Genomic DNA, 15,668 nt, shown 5'->3' on the forward strand with positions numbered 1-15,668 from the left:
AGAGGAACAGCATGGCGCGCTACGGCGTGATGTTCGGTCCCGATGTCACCTTCACCGGAGTTCCCCGATGCGACCTGGGGGATCCGACCTCCTACGCGGACGCGGCAGCGGTGATCCTCGGGGCCCCCTACGACTCCGGCACCTCCTACCGGTCCGGGGCGCGGATGGGCCCGCTGGCCCTGCGCACCTGCGACTACTCCGAGCACACCGGATCACGGCCGCACCTGGCCCTGCGGGTGGACCCGTTGCTCGACCTCGGCGTGGTGGACGCCGGTGACGTCGAGATGGCCCCGACCGAGACGCCCCGCTCGTTGCGTGCGCTGCAGGACGCGGTCCAGGTGCTCGCCGCGGCCGGCAAGATCCCGGTCGTGCTGGGGGGTGACCACACCATCGCCATGGCCGACATCACCGGCCTGGCCGAGCATTTCGGGTACGGGCGGATCGCGGTCATCCACTTCGACGCGCACGCCGACACCGGGGACATCCAGTTCGGTTCGCTGGTCGGCCACGGCCTGCCGATGCGGCGGGTGATCGAGAGCGGCGCCGTGCGAGGGGATCGTTTCCTGCAGATCGGCCTGCGCGGCTACTGGCCCGAACCGCCCGAGCTCGCCTGGATGGAGGAGCAGGGCATGCGCGGCTACGAGATGGCCGAGATCCGCCGCCGCGGCCTGGACGAGGTCCTCGGCGAGGCGATCGCCTCGGCCGGGCAGGACACCGACGGGGTGTTCCTGTCCGTCGACATCGACGTGGTCGACCCGGGAATGGCCCCGGGAACCGGCACGCCCGAGCCGGGTGGGTTCACCGGGCGCGAACTGCTGGACGCGGTGCGCCGGATCGGGCGGGAGAGCAACCTGGTCGGGTTGGAGATCGTCGAGGTCGCCCCGCCGTACGACGTCTCGGACGTCACCGCGATCCTCGGCAACCGGGTCGTGCTGGAGACGCTCGCCGGTATCGCCCGACGCCGGGCCGACGCGGCGGCCGGAACCGTCTGGGACGAGGCGACCCCCATGCTGCAGGGCCGCATCCAGGAGGTCGCCGCCGCGGTGGCCGCCGGGACGGTCTCGTCGGCGGTGCTGGATCCGGACGGCGACCACCAGGAGACCCGGGCGCTGTGACGGTCCCGGGCGCTACAGCGACGACAGCCGGCTGATCAGGAAGGCCAGCACGGTGGCGTTGAAGAAGAACGCCAGGCACGAGTGCAGCAGGACAGACCAGCGCATGCCCCGTTCGGTGACCAGCACGTCGGTGGCGCCGAACGACGTGCCGATGGCGTAGGCGAAGTACACGAAGTCCAGCTGCCGGGGGGTGGGGCGCGTGCTCGGCGGACGGGCCGGGTTCGGGGTGGCCACCGGCCACTCCAGCCCCCCGCCCAGCCGGGCGTACACGTTCCGGTAGTGCCGGGCGTGGCCGGCGTGCAGCAGCATCCAGGACAGCACCACGGTCAACACCCCGACCGCCGTGATCACCTCGGCGTTCTCCGGGTCCGGGTCGGACGCGGCCACGGTCAGCGCCGAGTAGAGCCCGATCAGCGCGGCGGTGACGGAGAACAGCAGGTCGAAGCGGAGCCGCTGGCGCAGCACGGCGCGGTCGAGGGGCGTGGGTCGGCGCTGGCGCCGGACGACGACCAGGCCCACCGTCAGGTAGACCATCGCCACCAGGTCGAACAGCAGGAGCAGTTCGACGTCCTCGATGTCCCACTCGGTGAACAGGCCGAACAGGCCGATGCCGATGAGGGTCAGCTCGGCGAGCCGGGTGAAGCCCTCGCCGGCCACCCTGGCGACTCGCCGGCTGACGGTGCTTGCCGTGCCCGGCGTGGGTGCCGTGACGGTCCCTGGCACCCGGTCCGCCTCGGTCGGCGGAGGGGCCTGGACGCCTGTGCCCGGCCCCGCCTCCGGGGCGGCTGTCTCCAGGATGGCTGTCTCCGTGCATGACGGTTGCGCTGCCGGCCCTCCCGGCCCGACGGCGCTGCTGCTCGGGATCGCGCGGTCGTCCGGGCTGGTCACCGGGTCAGTGTGACACCGCGTGACGTACCGCCCCGGTCAGCTCGGCGCCGGGTCACCGGCGGCGAGTGGTCAGAGATACTGGCCGGTCCCGCCGCCGAGAGCGCTGCCGCCCTGGTCGCCGGAGCCACCGCCGGGCGGGAGGCCGCGGCGCATCTGCTCGAGCTGGGCCCGGGCGGCCATCTGCTGGGCGAACAACGCTGTCTGCAGGCCGTGGAAGACGCCCTCCAGCCAGCCGACCAGTTGCGCCTGCGCGATGCGCAGTTCGCTGTCCGACGGGGTCGAATCCTCCGAGAAGGGCAGCGACAGCCGTTCCAGCTCCTCGCGGAGCTCGGGGGCCAGTCCGTCCTCCAGCTCCTGCACCGACTGCTGGTGGATGTGCTTGAGCCGGGCGCGGCTGGCCTCGTCCAGGGGCGCCGACCGCACCTCCTCCAGCAGTTGCTTGATCATGGTGCCGATCCGCATGACCTTGGCCGGCTCACCGATGAGGGCGCCCGGCCCGCCGTCCGGGGTGCCGTCGGGCTGGCCGTGGGCGGGGATCTCGGCCACTCCCACGGGCTGGCCGTCCTGGCCCACCACGACGACCCGTTGGCTGGTCGGTTCGCTCACTGCTGTCTCCTCGGTGTTCCGGTGTCGGTGCTGGGTCGGGTGTCGGGTGGGGCGTTCGACGTCAGGGTGTCGGACGGATCGTCCGTCGGCGGTGTGGCAGCGGGCGCCGTCACGGCATGCGCAGCAGGACCTTGCCGACGTGTCCGCCCTCGGCGACCCGCTGGTGCGCGGCCTGGGCGTCGGCGGCGTCGAACACCGAGTCCACGACGGGCCGCACGCTGCCGTCCGCGATCAGCGGCCACAGATGGCGGGTGACGGCGTCGACGATGTCGCCCTTGGACCCCGTCCCGGTGACCGGGCGGGACCGCAGGGCGGTGGCGGCGATCCGGCCGCGCTTGGCCAGCAGGGCCCCGAGGTCGAGTTCGGCGGTGCGGCCGCCCTGCATGCCGATGACCACGATGGTGCCGCCGTCGGCCAGCGCGGACACGTTGCGGGACAGGTACTTCGCCCCGACGACGTCGAGGATCAGGTCCGCGCCGCGGCCCTGGGTGGCGGCGCGCAACGCCTCGACGAAGTCCTCGTCGCGGTAGTTGATCCCGATCTCGGCGCCCAGCTCCCGGCAGGCCTCCAGTGAGGTGGCGCGGGAGGCGGTGACCGCGACGACGGCGCCGAGGGCCCGTCCGACCTGGATCGCCATCGTGCCGATGCCCGACGAGCCGCCGTGCACGAGCAGGGTCTGGCCGTCGCGCAGGCCGCCCAGCATGACCAGGTTCGACCAGACCGTGCAGGCCACCTCGGGCAGTGCGGCCGAGTGCAGAAGGTCGACGCCGGTGGGCAGCGGCAGCAGCTGGGCGGCCGGGACCGCGACCCGCTGGGCGTACCCGCCGCCGGCCAGCAGTGCGCAGACGTCCTGGCCGATCTCCCAGCCGGTGACGTCCGTGCCGATCTCGACGATGCGGCCCGAACACTCCAGCCCGAGGATGTCCGAGGCGCCCGGCGGCGGTGGGTACTGCCCCTGCGCCTGCATCAGATCGGCCCGGTTGACCGCCGACGCGGTCACCTCCAGCAGCACCTCGCCCGGCCCGATCGCCGGGTCCGGCACGTCCTGCCAGGACAACGTCGGGTTCTGCCCGTCCTGCGACGGGGCGGTCACCACCACGGCCTTCATGGGCCCCAGGCTAGCCCGGCCGACCGACGGCTCCCGGCGACGCCGGTGGTGGCCAGGTCGGCCGGGGCGGCGGTGGACGGGTCGGCGTCCGCACCGCCGTAGGGTGCCCGAGTGCCTCGATCTCGTCCTACGGGGGCGATCCCCGCGCCGGTGCTCTTCCTGGTCTCCGGGTTCACCCAGTACTACGGGGCGGCGCTGGCCATCGGGCTGTTCGCCGTCATCCCGGCCGTCTCCGTGGCCTGGTGGCGGCTGGCCGTGTCGGCGTTGGTACTGCTGGCCTGGCGCCGTCCGTGGCGGTTGGGCTGGTCGCGGCGGGAGCTGGCCGGTTCCGCGGTCTTCGGCATCGTGCTGGCCACCATGAACGTCTCATTCTACCTGGCGTTGTCGCACCTGCCGCTGGGCACGGCGGTCGCACTGGAGTTCCTCGGCCCGGTGGGCGTCGCGGCCATGACCGGGCGGCACTGGCGGGAGCGGTTGGGGATCGTGCTGGCCGCGTCCGGGGTGGTGCTGCTCGCCGGGGTCAGCCTGGAGACCGGCTCGGGGACGGGCACCCTCATCGGGCTGGCCGCGATCGCCGTCTCCGCGATCACCTGGGCCGGCTACATCGTGCTGGGTCGACGCATCGCCGGTGTCCGCAACGGGGTCGACTCGCTCGCGGTGGGCATGACGGCCGGCGCGATCGTCTGGTCGCCCCTGGTGGTGTTCGGCTGGGACGGCGTACGGGCCGATCCGCGGCGGCTGCTGGTGTTGCTGGGCATCGCCCTGCTGTCCTCGGTCGTGCCCTACGTGCTCGAACAGCTCGTGCTGCGGCGGACGGCCGCGGCGCGTTTCGCCATCCTGCTGGCCCTGCTCCCGGTGACCGCCGCCATCACCGGAGCATTCGCGCTGCAGCAGATCCCGTCCGCCGCCGAGGTGGTCGGCATCGCGGCCATCTGCGGGGCGATCGTGCTCTCCGGGCGCGGCTCCCGGCCGGACCCCGCCCTGCCCTGACCCGAGCCGTCCCCGGGAGTCGGCTCAGCCCAGGTCGGCGGTGTCGAAGGTGTTGCAGGCGGCCGGGTCCCCGCTCTGCAGGCCGGTGGTCAGCCACTTCTGCCGCTGCTCGGCGCTGCCGTGGCTGAACCGGGACGTGTCGACCTGGCCGCCGTTGCGGCCCATGATCGAGTCGTCGCCGATCTTGCCGGCGGTCTCCACCCCGGCGGCGATGTCGGCGTCGGTGATCTCGGTGATGAGCACCTCGCCGTCCGCACCCGGCACGGTGGTGGCGTGGTCGGCCCAGGTGCCGGCGTAGCAGTCGGCCTGCAGTTCCAGTCGCACCGAGCCCGAGTCGGGTCCGGTGGCCTGGCCGACCTGGTCGGAGGTGCCGAGCAGGTTCTGCACGTGGTGCCCGTACTCGTGCGCCAGGACGTAGGCCTGGGTGAATGCCGCGTCGTTGGCGCCGAACTGGGTGCGCAGGTCGTCCCAGAACGTCAGGTCGACGTAGACCGTGGTGTCGGCCGGGCAGTAGAACGGCCCCATCCCCGACGACCCGGTGCCACAGCCGGTCTGCGTCTGGCCGCGGTAGAAGACGGTGTCGGCCTCGCGGTAGGTGGTGCCCGAGGCGGCCAGGGCGTCGGCCCAGTAGGCCTGCACGGAGTTGATGACGGCCACCGCCGCGCAGGCGTCGTTGGTGTTCGCGTCGGCGCCCGTGCGGCACTCCTGGTCGAGGGTGGCGTTGTCCGCCGTCTGGCCCTGACCGACGGCGCCGAGCCCGTTGCTGAGCAGCCCGCCGAGACCACCGCCCGAGGTGTCCGTGGTGCTGCCGCCCCCGGACCCGCCGAACACGTTGAACAGCACGATCACCACGATGACGATCAGACCGATGCCGCCGCCGCCGGCGGCCAGACCGCCCTTGCCGCGGGGGAGACGGACACCGCCGCCGCCGAAGCCACCACCACCACCACCACCACCGTTGCCGCGGCGGTCCTGCACCTGGGAGGTGTCCAGTCGTGCGCGTTCGTTGAACTTCATGGATTCCCTCGTTCGCCGGTGCGCGGGCCGCGCGGACGAACCACTCTAGGCATGTCGACCGGCATCGTCGTCGTGCCTCGTCCTGCCGGATCGCACGAGGGTGCCCGTTGTGCCCCGGCTGTTACTGTGCGTCCGTGAAGGTCACGGACCGTGCTGGGCTGCGGGCGCGCAAGAAGGATGCGACCCGCCGTGCCCTGACCGCGGCGGCCGCCGATCTGGCCCTCACCCTCGGGTACGCCCAGTTCACCGTCCTGGACGTCACCGAGCGGGTGGGTGTCTCCCGACGGACGTTCTCCAACTACTTCGCGGGCAAGGCCGAATGCCTGGCCGCCCACGGCGAGGGCTGGGCCGACGACCTCCTCGATCTGGTCCGGGCCGCCCCCGCCGACACGGACCTCGCGGACCTGCTGCGCCGGGTGCTCGGGGCGCTGGCCATCCGGCTGGCCGAGGGCGGCGACGACTACATCGTGCTGATTGAGACCGAACCCGAGCTCCAGGCGGCCGCCCGGGCCAGCGACGAGGTCCTCGTCGGGATGATCAGCGCGGGGGTGGCGGAGCGGCTGGAGCGTCCCGCCGACGACCTGCGCCTGCTCCTACTGGCCGAGTTCGCCCTGCTGGCCGTCCATCTCTGCGTGCGGCGCTGGGTGATGGCCGGCCGGGCCGGCGGTGTCGACGCCCTGTCCGATCAGCTGGACCAGGCGTTCTCCCTGCTCGACCTCCACACCCTCACCGCACCGTCCGTGCGCTGAGATGCCTGTCCCCGACGGGGTGAGGCGGCGGCCGCGCAGACTCCGCCACGGGGCCGCCGTCGTCGTGACCTGTCGGGTCGGCCCATGAGCTAGCGTCTCCGCCAGGTGTGCGCGCGGTCCGTGCCGCGGCCTGCGAGCGTGGGAGTCAGCGATGGTGCCTCTGCCCAATGCGGTGGCGTTCGCGTTCGCCGCCGTCGTCCTCATCGTCATCCCTGGCCCCAGCGTGTTGTTCACCATCGGCCGCTCGCTGGCGTACGGGCGGCGCGGTGGGTTGTTGTCGGTGCTCGGGAACGCCATCGGGACGTTGCCGGCGACGGTGTTGACGGCTGTGGGGCTCGGTCGACTGATCGCCGAGTCCGTCGCGCTGTTCATCGCGGTGAAGATCGTCGGGGCGCTCTACCTGGTGTATCTCGGTGTCCAGGCCATCCGCCACCGTCACGGCCGGACGGGGTTGCCGTCGGGTGCGGCGCGGGTGCCCAGCAGTGGTCGACAGCTCTGGCAGGGCATCGTCGTGGGCGCGACCAACCCCAAGACGCTCGTGTTCTTCGTCGCGGTCCTGCCCCAGTTCGTCAGCCGCGACGCCGGTTCGGTGCCCGTGCAGCTTGCGGTCCTCGGCTGCCTGTTCGCCGCGATCGCCCTGTGCTGCGACAGCGTGTGGGCACTGATCGCAGGGACGGCCCGCGGGTGGTTCGGGCGTGACCCGCGCCGTCTGTCGCAGATGACCGCGGGCGGCGGCGTCATGATGGTCGGCCTCGGCGGGGTCCTGGTGGCCACCGGTAGCAACCACTGACGGCGCGGTTATTGCGGCTCACCCGCTCCATCGCATCCGCGTCTCCCGGACGTCCCTGCTCGTTCCGGGGCGCGCTGCTCGCGGCCGGCCGTGAGCACCGCTCCCTCCGCTGAGCAACGCCTGGTGCTCGGAGCAACGCGGGCCCGGCTTCCCCCCGGAGCTCACCCCTCAGCGGCCCCGCTCGTCCGCCGTGGCGTCGGCGGGGCGGGGCTGCACGGGGATGCGGCGGAGCCAGATGCGGATGCCCTGCCAGCGGATGAGTGCGCTGGTCCGCAGGGTGGACAGCGGGCGGAGCAGCGCAGTGGCGAGCTGGCGGCCCGCCGTGGCGGGGGAGCCGGCGCCGGTGAGGGTGGCGACGAACAGGGGTCGGCCGTCCTGCTCGAGGGTGACGGCCACGCTGAGCCGGTCACCGGGCACCGGTACCCGCATGCGGTAGCGCCCGCCGGAGGGCAGGAAGGGCGAGACGTAGAACTGTTTGTCGACCTCGTCCCGGCCGGTCGCGTCCGGACGCAGCACGTACACGTGCCGCCCGCCGTAGGTGTTGTGCACCTCGGCGAGCACGGCCACGGTCTCCCCGCCGCGCAGGCAGTAGAAGACGGACAGCGGGTTGAACACGTGCCCGAGGATGCGCGGGCCGGTGAGCAGCAGGATGGTGTCCGCAGCCATCCCGTGCTCGGCGAGCAGGGCGCGGGCGTTGCCGGCCAGGGTCGGCCCGGTGCCGAGGTGGTCCGCGGCCAGGAACCGGGCGAACGGGGCCAGCGGGCGTGGTGGCACCGGCGGAGCGTCCACATCGATGAGCCAGCTGGTCGTGGCGTATGCGAACCGTCGCCGGGTGGCGCCCGGCGCCTCGGCGAACCGCTGGTGCACCGTGCGGGCCCGGTAGATCATCGCCGTCCGACCCACCCGTGATCGTGGCCCGCCCACCGGCTCGCGCACGGGCAGTGCTGCCGGCTCCGCCTCCGGCAGCGCCGCCCCACCGGCCCGGGAAACGAGCAGGCTCACCAGGTCACCCCGTGGGCGGCGGCCGCCCGCACCCCCGACGCGCATCCGTCCTCGTGGAACCCCCAGCCCTGCCACGCCCCGGCGAACGCCGTCCGTTCGGTGTTGATCGACGGCACCAGCTGCTGGGCGGCCACCGACTCCCGGGTGTAGGTGGGGTGGGCGTAGGTCATCCGGTCGATGACGGTGGCCGGGTCGATGGTGCCGGGGTCGTTCAGGGTGACGAGGTAGTCGCGACGATCGTCCACCCGCTGCAACCGGTTCAGGTGATAGGTGACCTTGACCGCGCGGTCGTCGGAGGCGCAGGAATCCATCTGGTAGTTCCACGACGCCCGGGCGCCCGAGGCGAGGGGGAGCAGCCGGGAGTCGGTGTGCAGCACCGTGTCCGAGGTCGTGTACTCGAATGCGCCCAGCACCTGCTTCTCCTCGGCGGTGGCGTCACCGAGCAGGGCCAGGGCCTGGTCGGGGTGGGTGGCCACCACGATGCGGTCGACCTCGTGCACCCGGTCGGCGTCGTCCCACACGCTGACGCCGTCGGCGTGCCGGAGGACCGCGCGGACCGGGGTGGACGTCCGCACCGCGGTCAGTCGGGCGGCGACCGCGTCGACGTAGGTGCGCGATCCGCCGACGACGGTGCGCCACTGGGGGGAGCCGGTGACGGCGAGCATGCCGTGGTGCTCGAGGAAGGCGAACAGGTAGCGCGCGGGGTAGGCGCGGGCGCCGTCGAAACCGCACGACCAGACGCAGGACACCACCGGCAGCAGGAAGTGGTGGGCGAAGTACTCGGAGTACCCGCCGCGATCGATGAACTCACCGAGGGTCGTCAGCTCGCCGGTGTCCGGTCGGGCCAGCTCGGCACGGGCCTCGCGATGGAACCGCTTGACCTGGCCGAGCAGGGAGAGATAACGGGGCCGCAGCAGGGCGCTCGGTTGGGCGAACAGGCCCCGGACGCCCCGAGCGCCGGCGTACTCCAGTCCGCAGCCGTCGCAGCGGACGCTCATCGACATCTCGGAGTCCTGGGTGGCGACGCCGAGCTCGGCGAACAGCCGGATCAGGTGGGGATAGGTGCGTTCGTTGTGGACCAGGAAGCCGGTGTCCAGGCGGGCGACGCCGCCGTCGGAGGTGGTGACGTCGTGGGTGTGCGCGTGTCCGCCCAGCCGGTCGTCGGCCTCGAACAGGTGCACGTCGTAGTCGCGTTCCAGCAGGTGGGCGGCGGTCAACCCGGCCACACCACTGCCGATGACCGCGACGGTCGGGCGGGTGGTTCCGGTGGATGCCATGCGGATGCTCCTGTCCGTCCCCGGCCGGGGTGGTCGGTGGTGCGTGCGTCATCGGCCATTCGGGGACCGGGGGTGTGCAGATGGGTCATGGTGGCAGCGTCGGGGTGTTTCGCCCGTGATGTGCGGGGGAAGGAGCAGCCGCCGGCAGGGGCCTGCCGGTCCCGGGGTGTGAACGCTCGCGGTACCGTGCGGCTCCTGCCGCCGACGCCGTGCCCCGGAGGGATCCCGATGACCGCGATCTATGCGCCCGAACTCGTCACCGCCGAACTGATCGAGCTGACCCGCTCCCTCGGCCGTCCCGAACGCGATCTGGTGATCCTGGCCGAGGGCAACACCTCCCAGTTGCTGCCGGACGGCCGCCTGGCGGTCAAGGCCTCCGGGGTGCACATGGCCGCGGCCACGGCGGAGGACTTCGTGGTCGTCGAGGTCGAGGAGCTGCAGGCGCTGATCACCGATCCGGCCAGCACCCAGGCCGATCTCACCGCCGCGCTGGACGCCGGGGAGATCGCCGGCAAGCGGCGGCGAGGATCCATCGAGGCGCTCGTCCACGTTGCCGTGCAAGCGGTCTCGCCCATCGCCTTCGTCGGGCACACCCACCCCACCGCGATCGTCGGGCTGCTCAGCTCGGTGCACGCGGAGACGGCGTTCGACCGGCACGTCTACTCCGACGAGGCCGTGGTCATCGGGCAGCCGCTGTTCGTGCCGTACGCCCAGCCCGGCATCGACCTCGGCCGGGTGTTCCACCGGACCCTGGTGCAGCGCGTCGAGGAGACCGGGGAGCTGCCGGCGCTGATCCTGCTCGGCAACCACGGCATCGTGGTCACGGCGCCGACGGTCGGTGGGGTGGACGGCATCTCGGCCATGGCCGTGAAGGGCGCGCAGGTCCGCACGGCGGCCTACTCCGTCGGCGGCGTCGCTCCGCTCACCGCCGAGGCGGTGGCGAAGTACGTGGCCCGCGACGACATCGCCGAGCGCCGGGGCAACGCCGCCGCCGGGCAGTACTGAGCGAGCGCGACGTCAGCGGCGCAGGACGCGGGACTCCCACGGCTGCAGGGTGAGCCCGGCGCCGGCATCCACCGGGTGGGTGCCGAGCAGCAGTTCGGCTCGGGCCCAGTCGGCGGCGTCCGGGATGTCGACGGTCGCCGGTGATCCGGAGAAGTTGCCGACGACGAGCAGGGTGACGTCGTCGAGTCGACGGGTGAACGCGTAGACGGTCGGGTCGTCCGGCAGCAGCATGGTGAAGTCGCCGTGCACGACCGCCGGGACCGAGTGCCGCAGATCGGCCAGCGCCCGGTAGTGGTGGAACACCGAGTCGGGATCGGCCAGCGCGGCGGCCGCGTTGATCTCGGTGGTGTTGGGGTTGACCGGGGCCCACGGGGTGCCGGTGGTGAACCCGCCGTGGGGGGAGTCGTCCCACTGCATCGGGGTGCGGGCGTTGTCCCGGCTCATCACCCGGAGCGCGGCGAGGACGTCGTCGCCGTTCGCGCCGAGGGCGGTGGCCGCGGCGTAGTGGTTCACCGACTCGATGTCCAGGAAGGCGCCCGGGCCGTCGAACGGGGCGTTGGTCATGCCCAGTTCCTCGCCCTGGTAGACGTACGGCGTGCCGCGGTGCAGGTGCAGGACCGCGCCCAGGGTCTTGGCCGAGGCCACCCGGAACTCACCGTCGTCGCCGAACCGGGAGACCGCACGCGGCTGGTCGTGGTTGTTCCAGTAGAGGCTGTTCCAGCCGCGGTCGGCCAGCCCGTCCTGCCAGCGCCCGAAGCTCCGCTTGAGGGCGAGCAGGTCCCGGGGCAGCACGTCCCACTTGGTGGCGCCCTGGTCGAGCCCGACGTGCTCGAACTGGAAGACCATGTCGACCTCGGCCCGCTCGGGGTCGGTGAAGAGTGCGGCTTCCTCGACGGTCACCCCCGGCATCTCGCCGACGGTGAGCACCGCGTCCCGGCCGGCGAACACCTGCTCGTGCATCTCGTGCAGGAATTCGTGGATGCGCGGGCCACAGGTGTACGAGGCCGTGCCGTCACCCAGGCCGTCCCCGGTGGGCCGGCCGTCGGGCAGCGCCGTGTCCTTGGAGATGAGGTTGATGACGTCCATCCGGAAGCCGTCGACGCCGCGGTCCAGCCACCAGCGCATCATCGCGTAGACGGCCTCCCGGACCTGAAGGTTCTCCCAGTTCAGGTCGGGCTGCTTGCGGGAGAACAGGTGCAGGTAGTACTCCCCGGAGGCCTCGTCGAACTCCCAGGCCGGTCCGCTGAAGAAGGACGACCAGTTGTTCGGCTCGGCGCCGGGGGTCCCGGGCTCGAACCCCTCCCGGGCCGGACGCCACCAGTACCAGTCCCGTTTCGGGTCGCCGGTGTTCGAGCGGGACGCGGTGAACCACGGGTGCTCGTCGGAGGTGTGGTTGACGACCAGGTCCATGACCAGTCGGATGCCACGGTCGTGGGCGGCGGCCAGCAGCTCGTCGAACTGCTCGAGGGTGCCGAACAACGGCTCGATGTCCTGGTAGTCGCTGATGTCGTACCCGTTGTCGTCCTGCGGTGACGGGTACACCGGGGACAGCCACAGCACGTCGATGCCGAGCTGCGCGAGGTGGTCGAGCTTGGCGATGATCCCGCCGAGGTCACCGATCCCGTCGCCGTCGGAGTCGGCGAAGCTGCGCGGGTAGATCTGGTAGACCACGGCCGACTTCCACCAGCCGGGCCCGCTGAGCGGGGCCCGGCCGGTGGTGTCGGTGGTGCTCGCCGGGGCTGGGGAAGTGGACACGGGAATCCCTTCAGGCCCCGGAGGGGCGTCGATCAGGCCTGGACGATGACGGCGTAGGAGCCGATGCCGACGAGCCGGTCGCCCGGGATGCTCTCGGCGTCCAGCACCAGCGAGGTGATGACCCCGGTGGTCCCGTCGAACTCCACGTCACGGACGGAGCCGCGGCCCAGGCCCGTGGTGTCCAGGACGCGCTTCTTGAGCAGCACCTTGTTCTTGCCGCTGAGCGCGGTGACCTGGGCGTCGGGCACGACGAGGGTGTCGGCCTGCGTGACGGTGACCGCGTCCGCGCCGAAGCCCTTGATGCTCGACCACGGGAGGATGTTCCCGTCGCCCGGGGTCTTGCTCAGGCCCAGCGCGATGATCCGGTGCTCGGCCGGATCCACCACGAACTCGGCGACCTTGCCGACGGTCTCGGCGCTGTCGGTGGCGACCACCTTGTGGCTCTTCGTGTCGGAGAACAACATCACTGCCCCTTGATCCGTGCTCGGAAGTCTTCCACCGCTGCGCCGAACCCGGCCAGGTCGTCCCGGACGAAGTCCCGGGCCGCGGCCGGCACGATCAGGTGCTCGCCGGAGGCGGCCAGGGTGTCCGGCAGCGGGATGAGCAGTCGGTTCTTGCCGCGGCCCAGGCTCTCGGCCGGGTCGATCTCGTAGCCGACGACATCGGCCTGTTCGGACTTGCTGACCTCGATGATCACGTCGACGACGGTGCCCAGCGCCGTGCCGTCGTCGGTGAGCACCTGGGATCCCAGCACGTCGCCGCCGCCGGGGGCCGCGCCGGAGGCCACCGCGGACTCCAGCATCGCGTCGGTGGGGACCAGGCTGGACTCGTCGGCGATGATCACCGCGTCGGGGCCCAGTCCGACGACCGACGACCAGGCGATGGCCGTCTTGAGGGGGCCGGCGAACAGCCCGCGCCCGGCCAGGGTGAAGCCCTCGACGTGGCCGCCGTTGGCGCCGTAGACGACGTCCTTGATCTGGGCGACGTCCTCACCGCCGTAGGTGACGACGGGCTTCTTGGTGATCTCGCTGGAGCGGAGCAGCACGCTCATCGGCCGGATCCCTTGCCCTTACGGCGCGAGCGGTCGTTGATGATCACACCGCCGGACTTCCGCTTGGCCTGCAGGGCGATGAAGGCCCCTACCGCGATGACCACGATCACCACCACGATGATCAACCACACCCACCAGTCCATGGCTACCTCGTTCTCAGGATCGCGCTGCGCGAAGTATCGCCCGACGTGCCCGGAATGGGCGCCGGATCTGCAGCGAACTGTAACCGCGATCGGGGCCTGCGTACCTGGCGGGAGGGGGTCGGGCCGTCGACCTATCCTCGGCGACATGGCAGCCGACACTCCCACGATCCTGGCCACCTCGATCGGGCTCGATTCCCGGGGACGCGACCGCTACGACGCGGACGCCGGCCCGGTGTTCGACCTGGCCGCCGATCTGTCCGGCGCCACCGGGACTCCGAAGGTGTGTTTCGTGGGCACGGCCACCGGGGACGACGCCGCGGTGATCACCACGATGTACTCCGCGTTGTCCGCCCGGTTCCGGCCCTCGCATCTCGAGGTCTTCTCGATGCCCAACGTGGACGACGTGCGCGGGCACCTGCTGGCGCAGGACGTGGTCTGGGTCGGCGGCGGCTCGGTCGCCAACCTGCTGGCGCTGTGGCGGCTGCACGGGTGGGACGAGCACCTGCGCGCGGCGTGGGAGGCCGGGGTGGTGCTCGGTGGGGTGTCCGCCGGCTCGCTGTGCTGGCACCTGGGCGGCACCACCGATTCGTTCGGCCCGACCCTGCGCCCGGTGACGAACGGGCTGGGGTTCCTGCCGTTCTCCAACGGGGTGCACTACGACTCAGAGCGCCAGCGTCGCCCGCTCTACCACTCGCTCATCGCCGACGGCACCCTCGCCGACGGGTACGCCACCGACGACGGCGTGGGGCTGGTCTACCGGGGGACGGAGATGGTCGAGGCGGTCGCGGACCGGCCGAACTGCGCGGCCTACCGGGTGGTCCGCGAGGTGGACGCCGACGGCATCGGCACCGCCCGGGAGACCGTGATCGAGCCGCGTCGCCTGCGCTGAGCCCCGGGTTAGGCTTCGTGCTGTTGGAGGCGTGTCCGAGTGGCCGAAGGAAGCCGCCTTGAAAGCGGCCAGGTGTCAAAAGCCTCGGGGGTTCGAATCCCTCCGCCTCCGCTGAGTTCGATCGTGTCGGTGTCCCTCATGCCCAGGCGGTGAACTGGGGCCCGAGGGTGTCCAGCCAGGCCGCCGGATGGGTGGCCTCGGTGGCTTCTCCGGGCCGGGTGAACGCCTCCGCCACGGCGGCGAGCAACGCGCCCGCGGTGCGCTCCCGGGTGTAGCGCTCCAGGACCCATTCCCGGTTCGCCGCCCGGACCCCGGCCAGCTCACCGGACCGGGCCAGCAGGTCGAACACCGTGTCCCGCAGCAGGAGTGGTCGTTGTTCGGGGATGCGCCACGCCCCGGGGGCGTCGAACAACTCGTGCCCGCCGCCCCCGTCGTAACCGGCGACCAGGCACCCCGCGGCCAGCGCCTCGGCGACCGGCAGCCCGAAGCTCTCGCTGTGGCCCAGGGCGAGGAACACCGTCGCGGTGCCGAGGGTGCGGGCCACGTCCGCCCGCGGCAGATCGACCATCTCGACCAGGTCCACCCCGGCGGAGCGGGGGTCGTTGCGCAGCAGCAGGCGGAGCAGCGATGCCTCGCGGGGGCGCTTGCGGGGGAACCAGCAGACCCGCAGCCGATCAGCGGGTAGGGGGGTGAAGGTGTCCCCGTCCACGATGTTCGGGACCAGGGCGACGGGTAGGTGCGGCAGGGCTGCGGCGAGCACGTCCCGGCTCTCCGCAGTCACCGCCCACATCGCGGGCGGCCGGACCCAGCCGGGGAAATCGTCCCCGGGGACGCCGGCGGCGAACGTGTAGAAGTGGTTCTGGTCGAAGATCACCGTGCGGGCGCCGGGAGCCGGATCGAGGCCCTGGACGGTCGGGGTTTCCGGGACCACCAGCAGGTCGTCCGCCCCGACGGGCACCCGATCGCCGAACAGCACCGGCACGTCGGCGTCGAACCAGCCGGGCCGCTCGGCGCCGTCGGGCAGCCACAGCCAGGCCTGCTCCCCGGCCGCCCGCAGCAGCTGCACGTGCTGGGTGAGGACGTGCACGCCTCCGCTGTGCTGCCGGGTGGCGAAGCCTGCGTAGAGGATGCGGCGGGTGGACGCAGCGGTCGGCGGGGGCACGTGGCGACCGTAGCTGGGCGGGTCTTCATGCGACCTGGGTGGAGTCATGGCGGGTCGTCGAGCCTGCTGCCCCTATAGCGCGGGGCCGGCCGTCCCTTCCAGGACCGCGGCGCCGCCGCCA

The 15,668-nt window shown here is 72.2% G+C and carries 17 protein-coding genes and 1 tRNA gene; 7 read left to right on the plus strand and 11 right to left on the minus strand.

Annotation, left to right across the window (positions count from 1 at the left end; translation table 11 throughout):
• Positions 1 to 11 precede the first annotated feature (11 nt).
• Complete coding sequence (gene speB, locus J2S58_RS15025; protein ID WP_205257933.1) at positions 12 to 1,115, plus strand: agmatinase; 1,104 nt, start codon at positions 12 to 14, stop codon at positions 1,113 to 1,115.
• Positions 1,116 to 1,127: 12 nt separating this feature from the next.
• Here speB and J2S58_RS15030 read toward each other — a convergent pair whose 3' ends face one another.
• From J2S58_RS15030 to J2S58_RS15040, 3 genes are all read right to left on the minus strand, one after another.
• Entirely contained in the window at positions 1,128 to 1,772 is a 645-nt protein-coding gene (locus J2S58_RS15030; protein WP_205257934.1) for a DUF1345 domain-containing protein, read from the minus strand.
• 300 nt (positions 1,773 to 2,072) lie between these two features.
• Positions 2,073 to 2,609, minus strand: coding sequence for a bacterial proteasome activator family protein (locus tag J2S58_RS15035; RefSeq protein WP_205257935.1), 537 nt, complete (start codon positions 2,607 to 2,609; stop codon positions 2,073 to 2,075).
• Between the two features lie 109 nt (positions 2,610 to 2,718).
• Positions 2,719 to 3,717 (minus strand): NAD(P)H-quinone oxidoreductase, encoded by a 999-nt coding sequence (locus J2S58_RS15040; protein ID WP_205257936.1) that lies wholly within the window; start codon positions 3,715 to 3,717, stop codon positions 2,719 to 2,721.
• 111 nt (positions 3,718 to 3,828) lie between these two features.
• Here J2S58_RS15040 and J2S58_RS15045 point away from each other — a divergent pair, with 111 nt between their 5' ends.
• Positions 3,829 to 4,707, plus strand: coding sequence for an EamA family transporter (locus J2S58_RS15045; protein ID WP_306828768.1), 879 nt, complete (start codon positions 3,829 to 3,831; stop codon positions 4,705 to 4,707).
• Between the two features lie 24 nt (positions 4,708 to 4,731).
• Here the strand turns inward: J2S58_RS15045 and ypfJ are convergent, their stop codons facing one another.
• Entirely contained in the window at positions 4,732 to 5,724 is a 993-nt protein-coding gene (ypfJ, locus tag J2S58_RS15050) for a KPN_02809 family neutral zinc metallopeptidase (RefSeq protein ID WP_205257937.1), read from the minus strand.
• A gap of 134 nt (positions 5,725 to 5,858) precedes the next feature.
• Here ypfJ and J2S58_RS15055 point away from each other — a divergent pair, with 134 nt between their 5' ends.
• Complete coding sequence (locus J2S58_RS15055; RefSeq protein WP_205257938.1) at positions 5,859 to 6,473, plus strand: TetR/AcrR family transcriptional regulator; 615 nt, start codon at positions 5,859 to 5,861, stop codon at positions 6,471 to 6,473.
• 151 nt (positions 6,474 to 6,624) lie between these two features.
• Positions 6,625 to 7,263 (plus strand): LysE family translocator, encoded by a 639-nt coding sequence (locus J2S58_RS15060; RefSeq protein ID WP_205257939.1) that lies wholly within the window; start codon positions 6,625 to 6,627, stop codon positions 7,261 to 7,263.
• Between the two features lie 168 nt (positions 7,264 to 7,431).
• Here J2S58_RS15060 and J2S58_RS15065 read toward each other — a convergent pair whose 3' ends face one another.
• Both J2S58_RS15065 and J2S58_RS15070 read right to left on the minus strand, forming a co-directional pair.
• Positions 7,432 to 8,265: a DUF1365 domain-containing protein gene (locus J2S58_RS15065; protein WP_205257940.1), complete on the minus strand. Its 834-nt coding sequence runs from the start codon at positions 8,263 to 8,265 to the stop codon at positions 7,432 to 7,434.
• A complete protein-coding gene (locus J2S58_RS15070; protein ID WP_205257941.1) occupies positions 8,262 to 9,542 on the minus strand; it encodes an NAD(P)/FAD-dependent oxidoreductase in 1,281 nt (426 codons plus the stop codon). Before J2S58_RS15070 ends, J2S58_RS15065 begins: the two co-directional genes overlap by 4 nt.
• 228 nt (positions 9,543 to 9,770) lie before the next feature.
• Here J2S58_RS15070 and J2S58_RS15075 point away from each other — a divergent pair, with 228 nt between their 5' ends.
• Positions 9,771 to 10,547 (plus strand): class II aldolase/adducin family protein, encoded by a 777-nt coding sequence (locus J2S58_RS15075; RefSeq protein ID WP_205257942.1) that lies wholly within the window; start codon positions 9,771 to 9,773, stop codon positions 10,545 to 10,547.
• A 12-nt stretch (positions 10,548 to 10,559) separates the two neighbouring features.
• Here J2S58_RS15075 and J2S58_RS15080 read toward each other — a convergent pair whose 3' ends face one another.
• The 4 genes from J2S58_RS15080 to J2S58_RS15095 are packed head-to-tail and all read right to left on the minus strand — an operon-like array spanning position 10,560 to position 13,496.
• Complete coding sequence (locus J2S58_RS15080; protein ID WP_205257943.1) at positions 10,560 to 12,302, minus strand: glycoside hydrolase family 13 protein; 1,743 nt, start codon at positions 12,300 to 12,302, stop codon at positions 10,560 to 10,562.
• Between the two features lie 32 nt (positions 12,303 to 12,334).
• Positions 12,335 to 12,766: a PRC-barrel domain-containing protein gene (locus tag J2S58_RS15085; protein ID WP_205257944.1), complete on the minus strand. Its 432-nt coding sequence runs from the start codon at positions 12,764 to 12,766 to the stop codon at positions 12,335 to 12,337.
• The gene (locus J2S58_RS15090) at positions 12,766 to 13,353 is read right to left on the minus strand and encodes a PRC-barrel domain-containing protein (RefSeq protein ID WP_205257945.1); all 588 of its coding nucleotides are present in this window, start codon (positions 13,351 to 13,353) and stop codon (positions 12,766 to 12,768) included. The genes J2S58_RS15085 and J2S58_RS15090 overlap by 1 nt, the downstream gene beginning before the upstream one ends.
• Positions 13,350 to 13,496 carry a hypothetical protein gene (locus J2S58_RS15095; protein WP_205257946.1) on the minus strand — a complete coding sequence of 49 codons (147 nt, stop codon included), beginning with the start codon at positions 13,494 to 13,496 and terminating at the stop codon, positions 13,350 to 13,352. Before J2S58_RS15095 ends, J2S58_RS15090 begins: the two co-directional genes overlap by 4 nt.
• A gap of 145 nt (positions 13,497 to 13,641) precedes the next feature.
• Here J2S58_RS15095 and J2S58_RS15100 point away from each other — a divergent pair, with 145 nt between their 5' ends.
• Positions 13,642 to 14,385: a Type 1 glutamine amidotransferase-like domain-containing protein gene (locus J2S58_RS15100; RefSeq protein ID WP_205257947.1), complete on the plus strand. Its 744-nt coding sequence runs from the start codon at positions 13,642 to 13,644 to the stop codon at positions 14,383 to 14,385.
• A gap of 25 nt (positions 14,386 to 14,410) precedes the next feature.
• Positions 14,411 to 14,496: transfer RNA gene (locus J2S58_RS15105), tRNA-Ser, on the plus strand.
• 25 nt (positions 14,497 to 14,521) lie between these two features.
• Here J2S58_RS15105 and J2S58_RS15110 read toward each other — a convergent pair.
• The gene (locus J2S58_RS15110; RefSeq protein WP_205257948.1) at positions 14,522 to 15,547 is read right to left on the minus strand and encodes a glycosyltransferase family protein; all 1,026 of its coding nucleotides are present in this window, start codon (positions 15,545 to 15,547) and stop codon (positions 14,522 to 14,524) included.
• Between the last annotated feature and the right edge of the window lie 121 nt (positions 15,548 to 15,668).

This window comes from Nakamurella flavida, from assembly GCF_030811475.1.
In the GTDB taxonomy this organism is placed as follows: Bacteria; Actinomycetota; Actinomycetes; order Mycobacteriales; family Nakamurellaceae; genus Nakamurella; species Nakamurella flavida.

Coding starts and splice junctions, on each gene's coding strand:
- J2S58_RS15075 (WP_205257942.1), top strand. CDS start 9,771: ATGACCGCGATCTATGCGCCCGAACTCGTCACCGCCGAACTGATCGAG.
- J2S58_RS15040 (WP_205257936.1), bottom strand. CDS start 3,717: ATGAAGGCCGTGGTGGTGACCGCCCCGTCGCAGGACGGGCAGAACCCG.
- J2S58_RS15100 (WP_205257947.1), top strand. CDS start 13,642: ATGGCAGCCGACACTCCCACGATCCTGGCCACCTCGATCGGGCTCGAT.
- J2S58_RS15060 (WP_205257939.1), top strand. CDS start 6,625: ATGGTGCCTCTGCCCAATGCGGTGGCGTTCGCGTTCGCCGCCGTCGTC.
- J2S58_RS15085 (WP_205257944.1), bottom strand. CDS start 12,766: ATGTTGTTCTCCGACACGAAGAGCCACAAGGTGGTCGCCACCGACAGC.
- ypfJ (WP_205257937.1), bottom strand. CDS start 5,724: ATGAAGTTCAACGAACGCGCACGACTGGACACCTCCCAGGTGCAGGAC.
- speB (WP_205257933.1), top strand. CDS start 12: ATGGCGCGCTACGGCGTGATGTTCGGTCCCGATGTCACCTTCACCGGA.
- J2S58_RS15070 (WP_205257941.1), bottom strand. CDS start 9,542: ATGGCATCCACCGGAACCACCCGCCCGACCGTCGCGGTCATCGGCAGT.
- J2S58_RS15090 (WP_205257945.1), bottom strand. CDS start 13,353: ATGAGCGTGCTGCTCCGCTCCAGCGAGATCACCAAGAAGCCCGTCGTC.
- J2S58_RS15095 (WP_205257946.1), bottom strand. CDS start 13,496: ATGGACTGGTGGGTGTGGTTGATCATCGTGGTGGTGATCGTGGTCATC.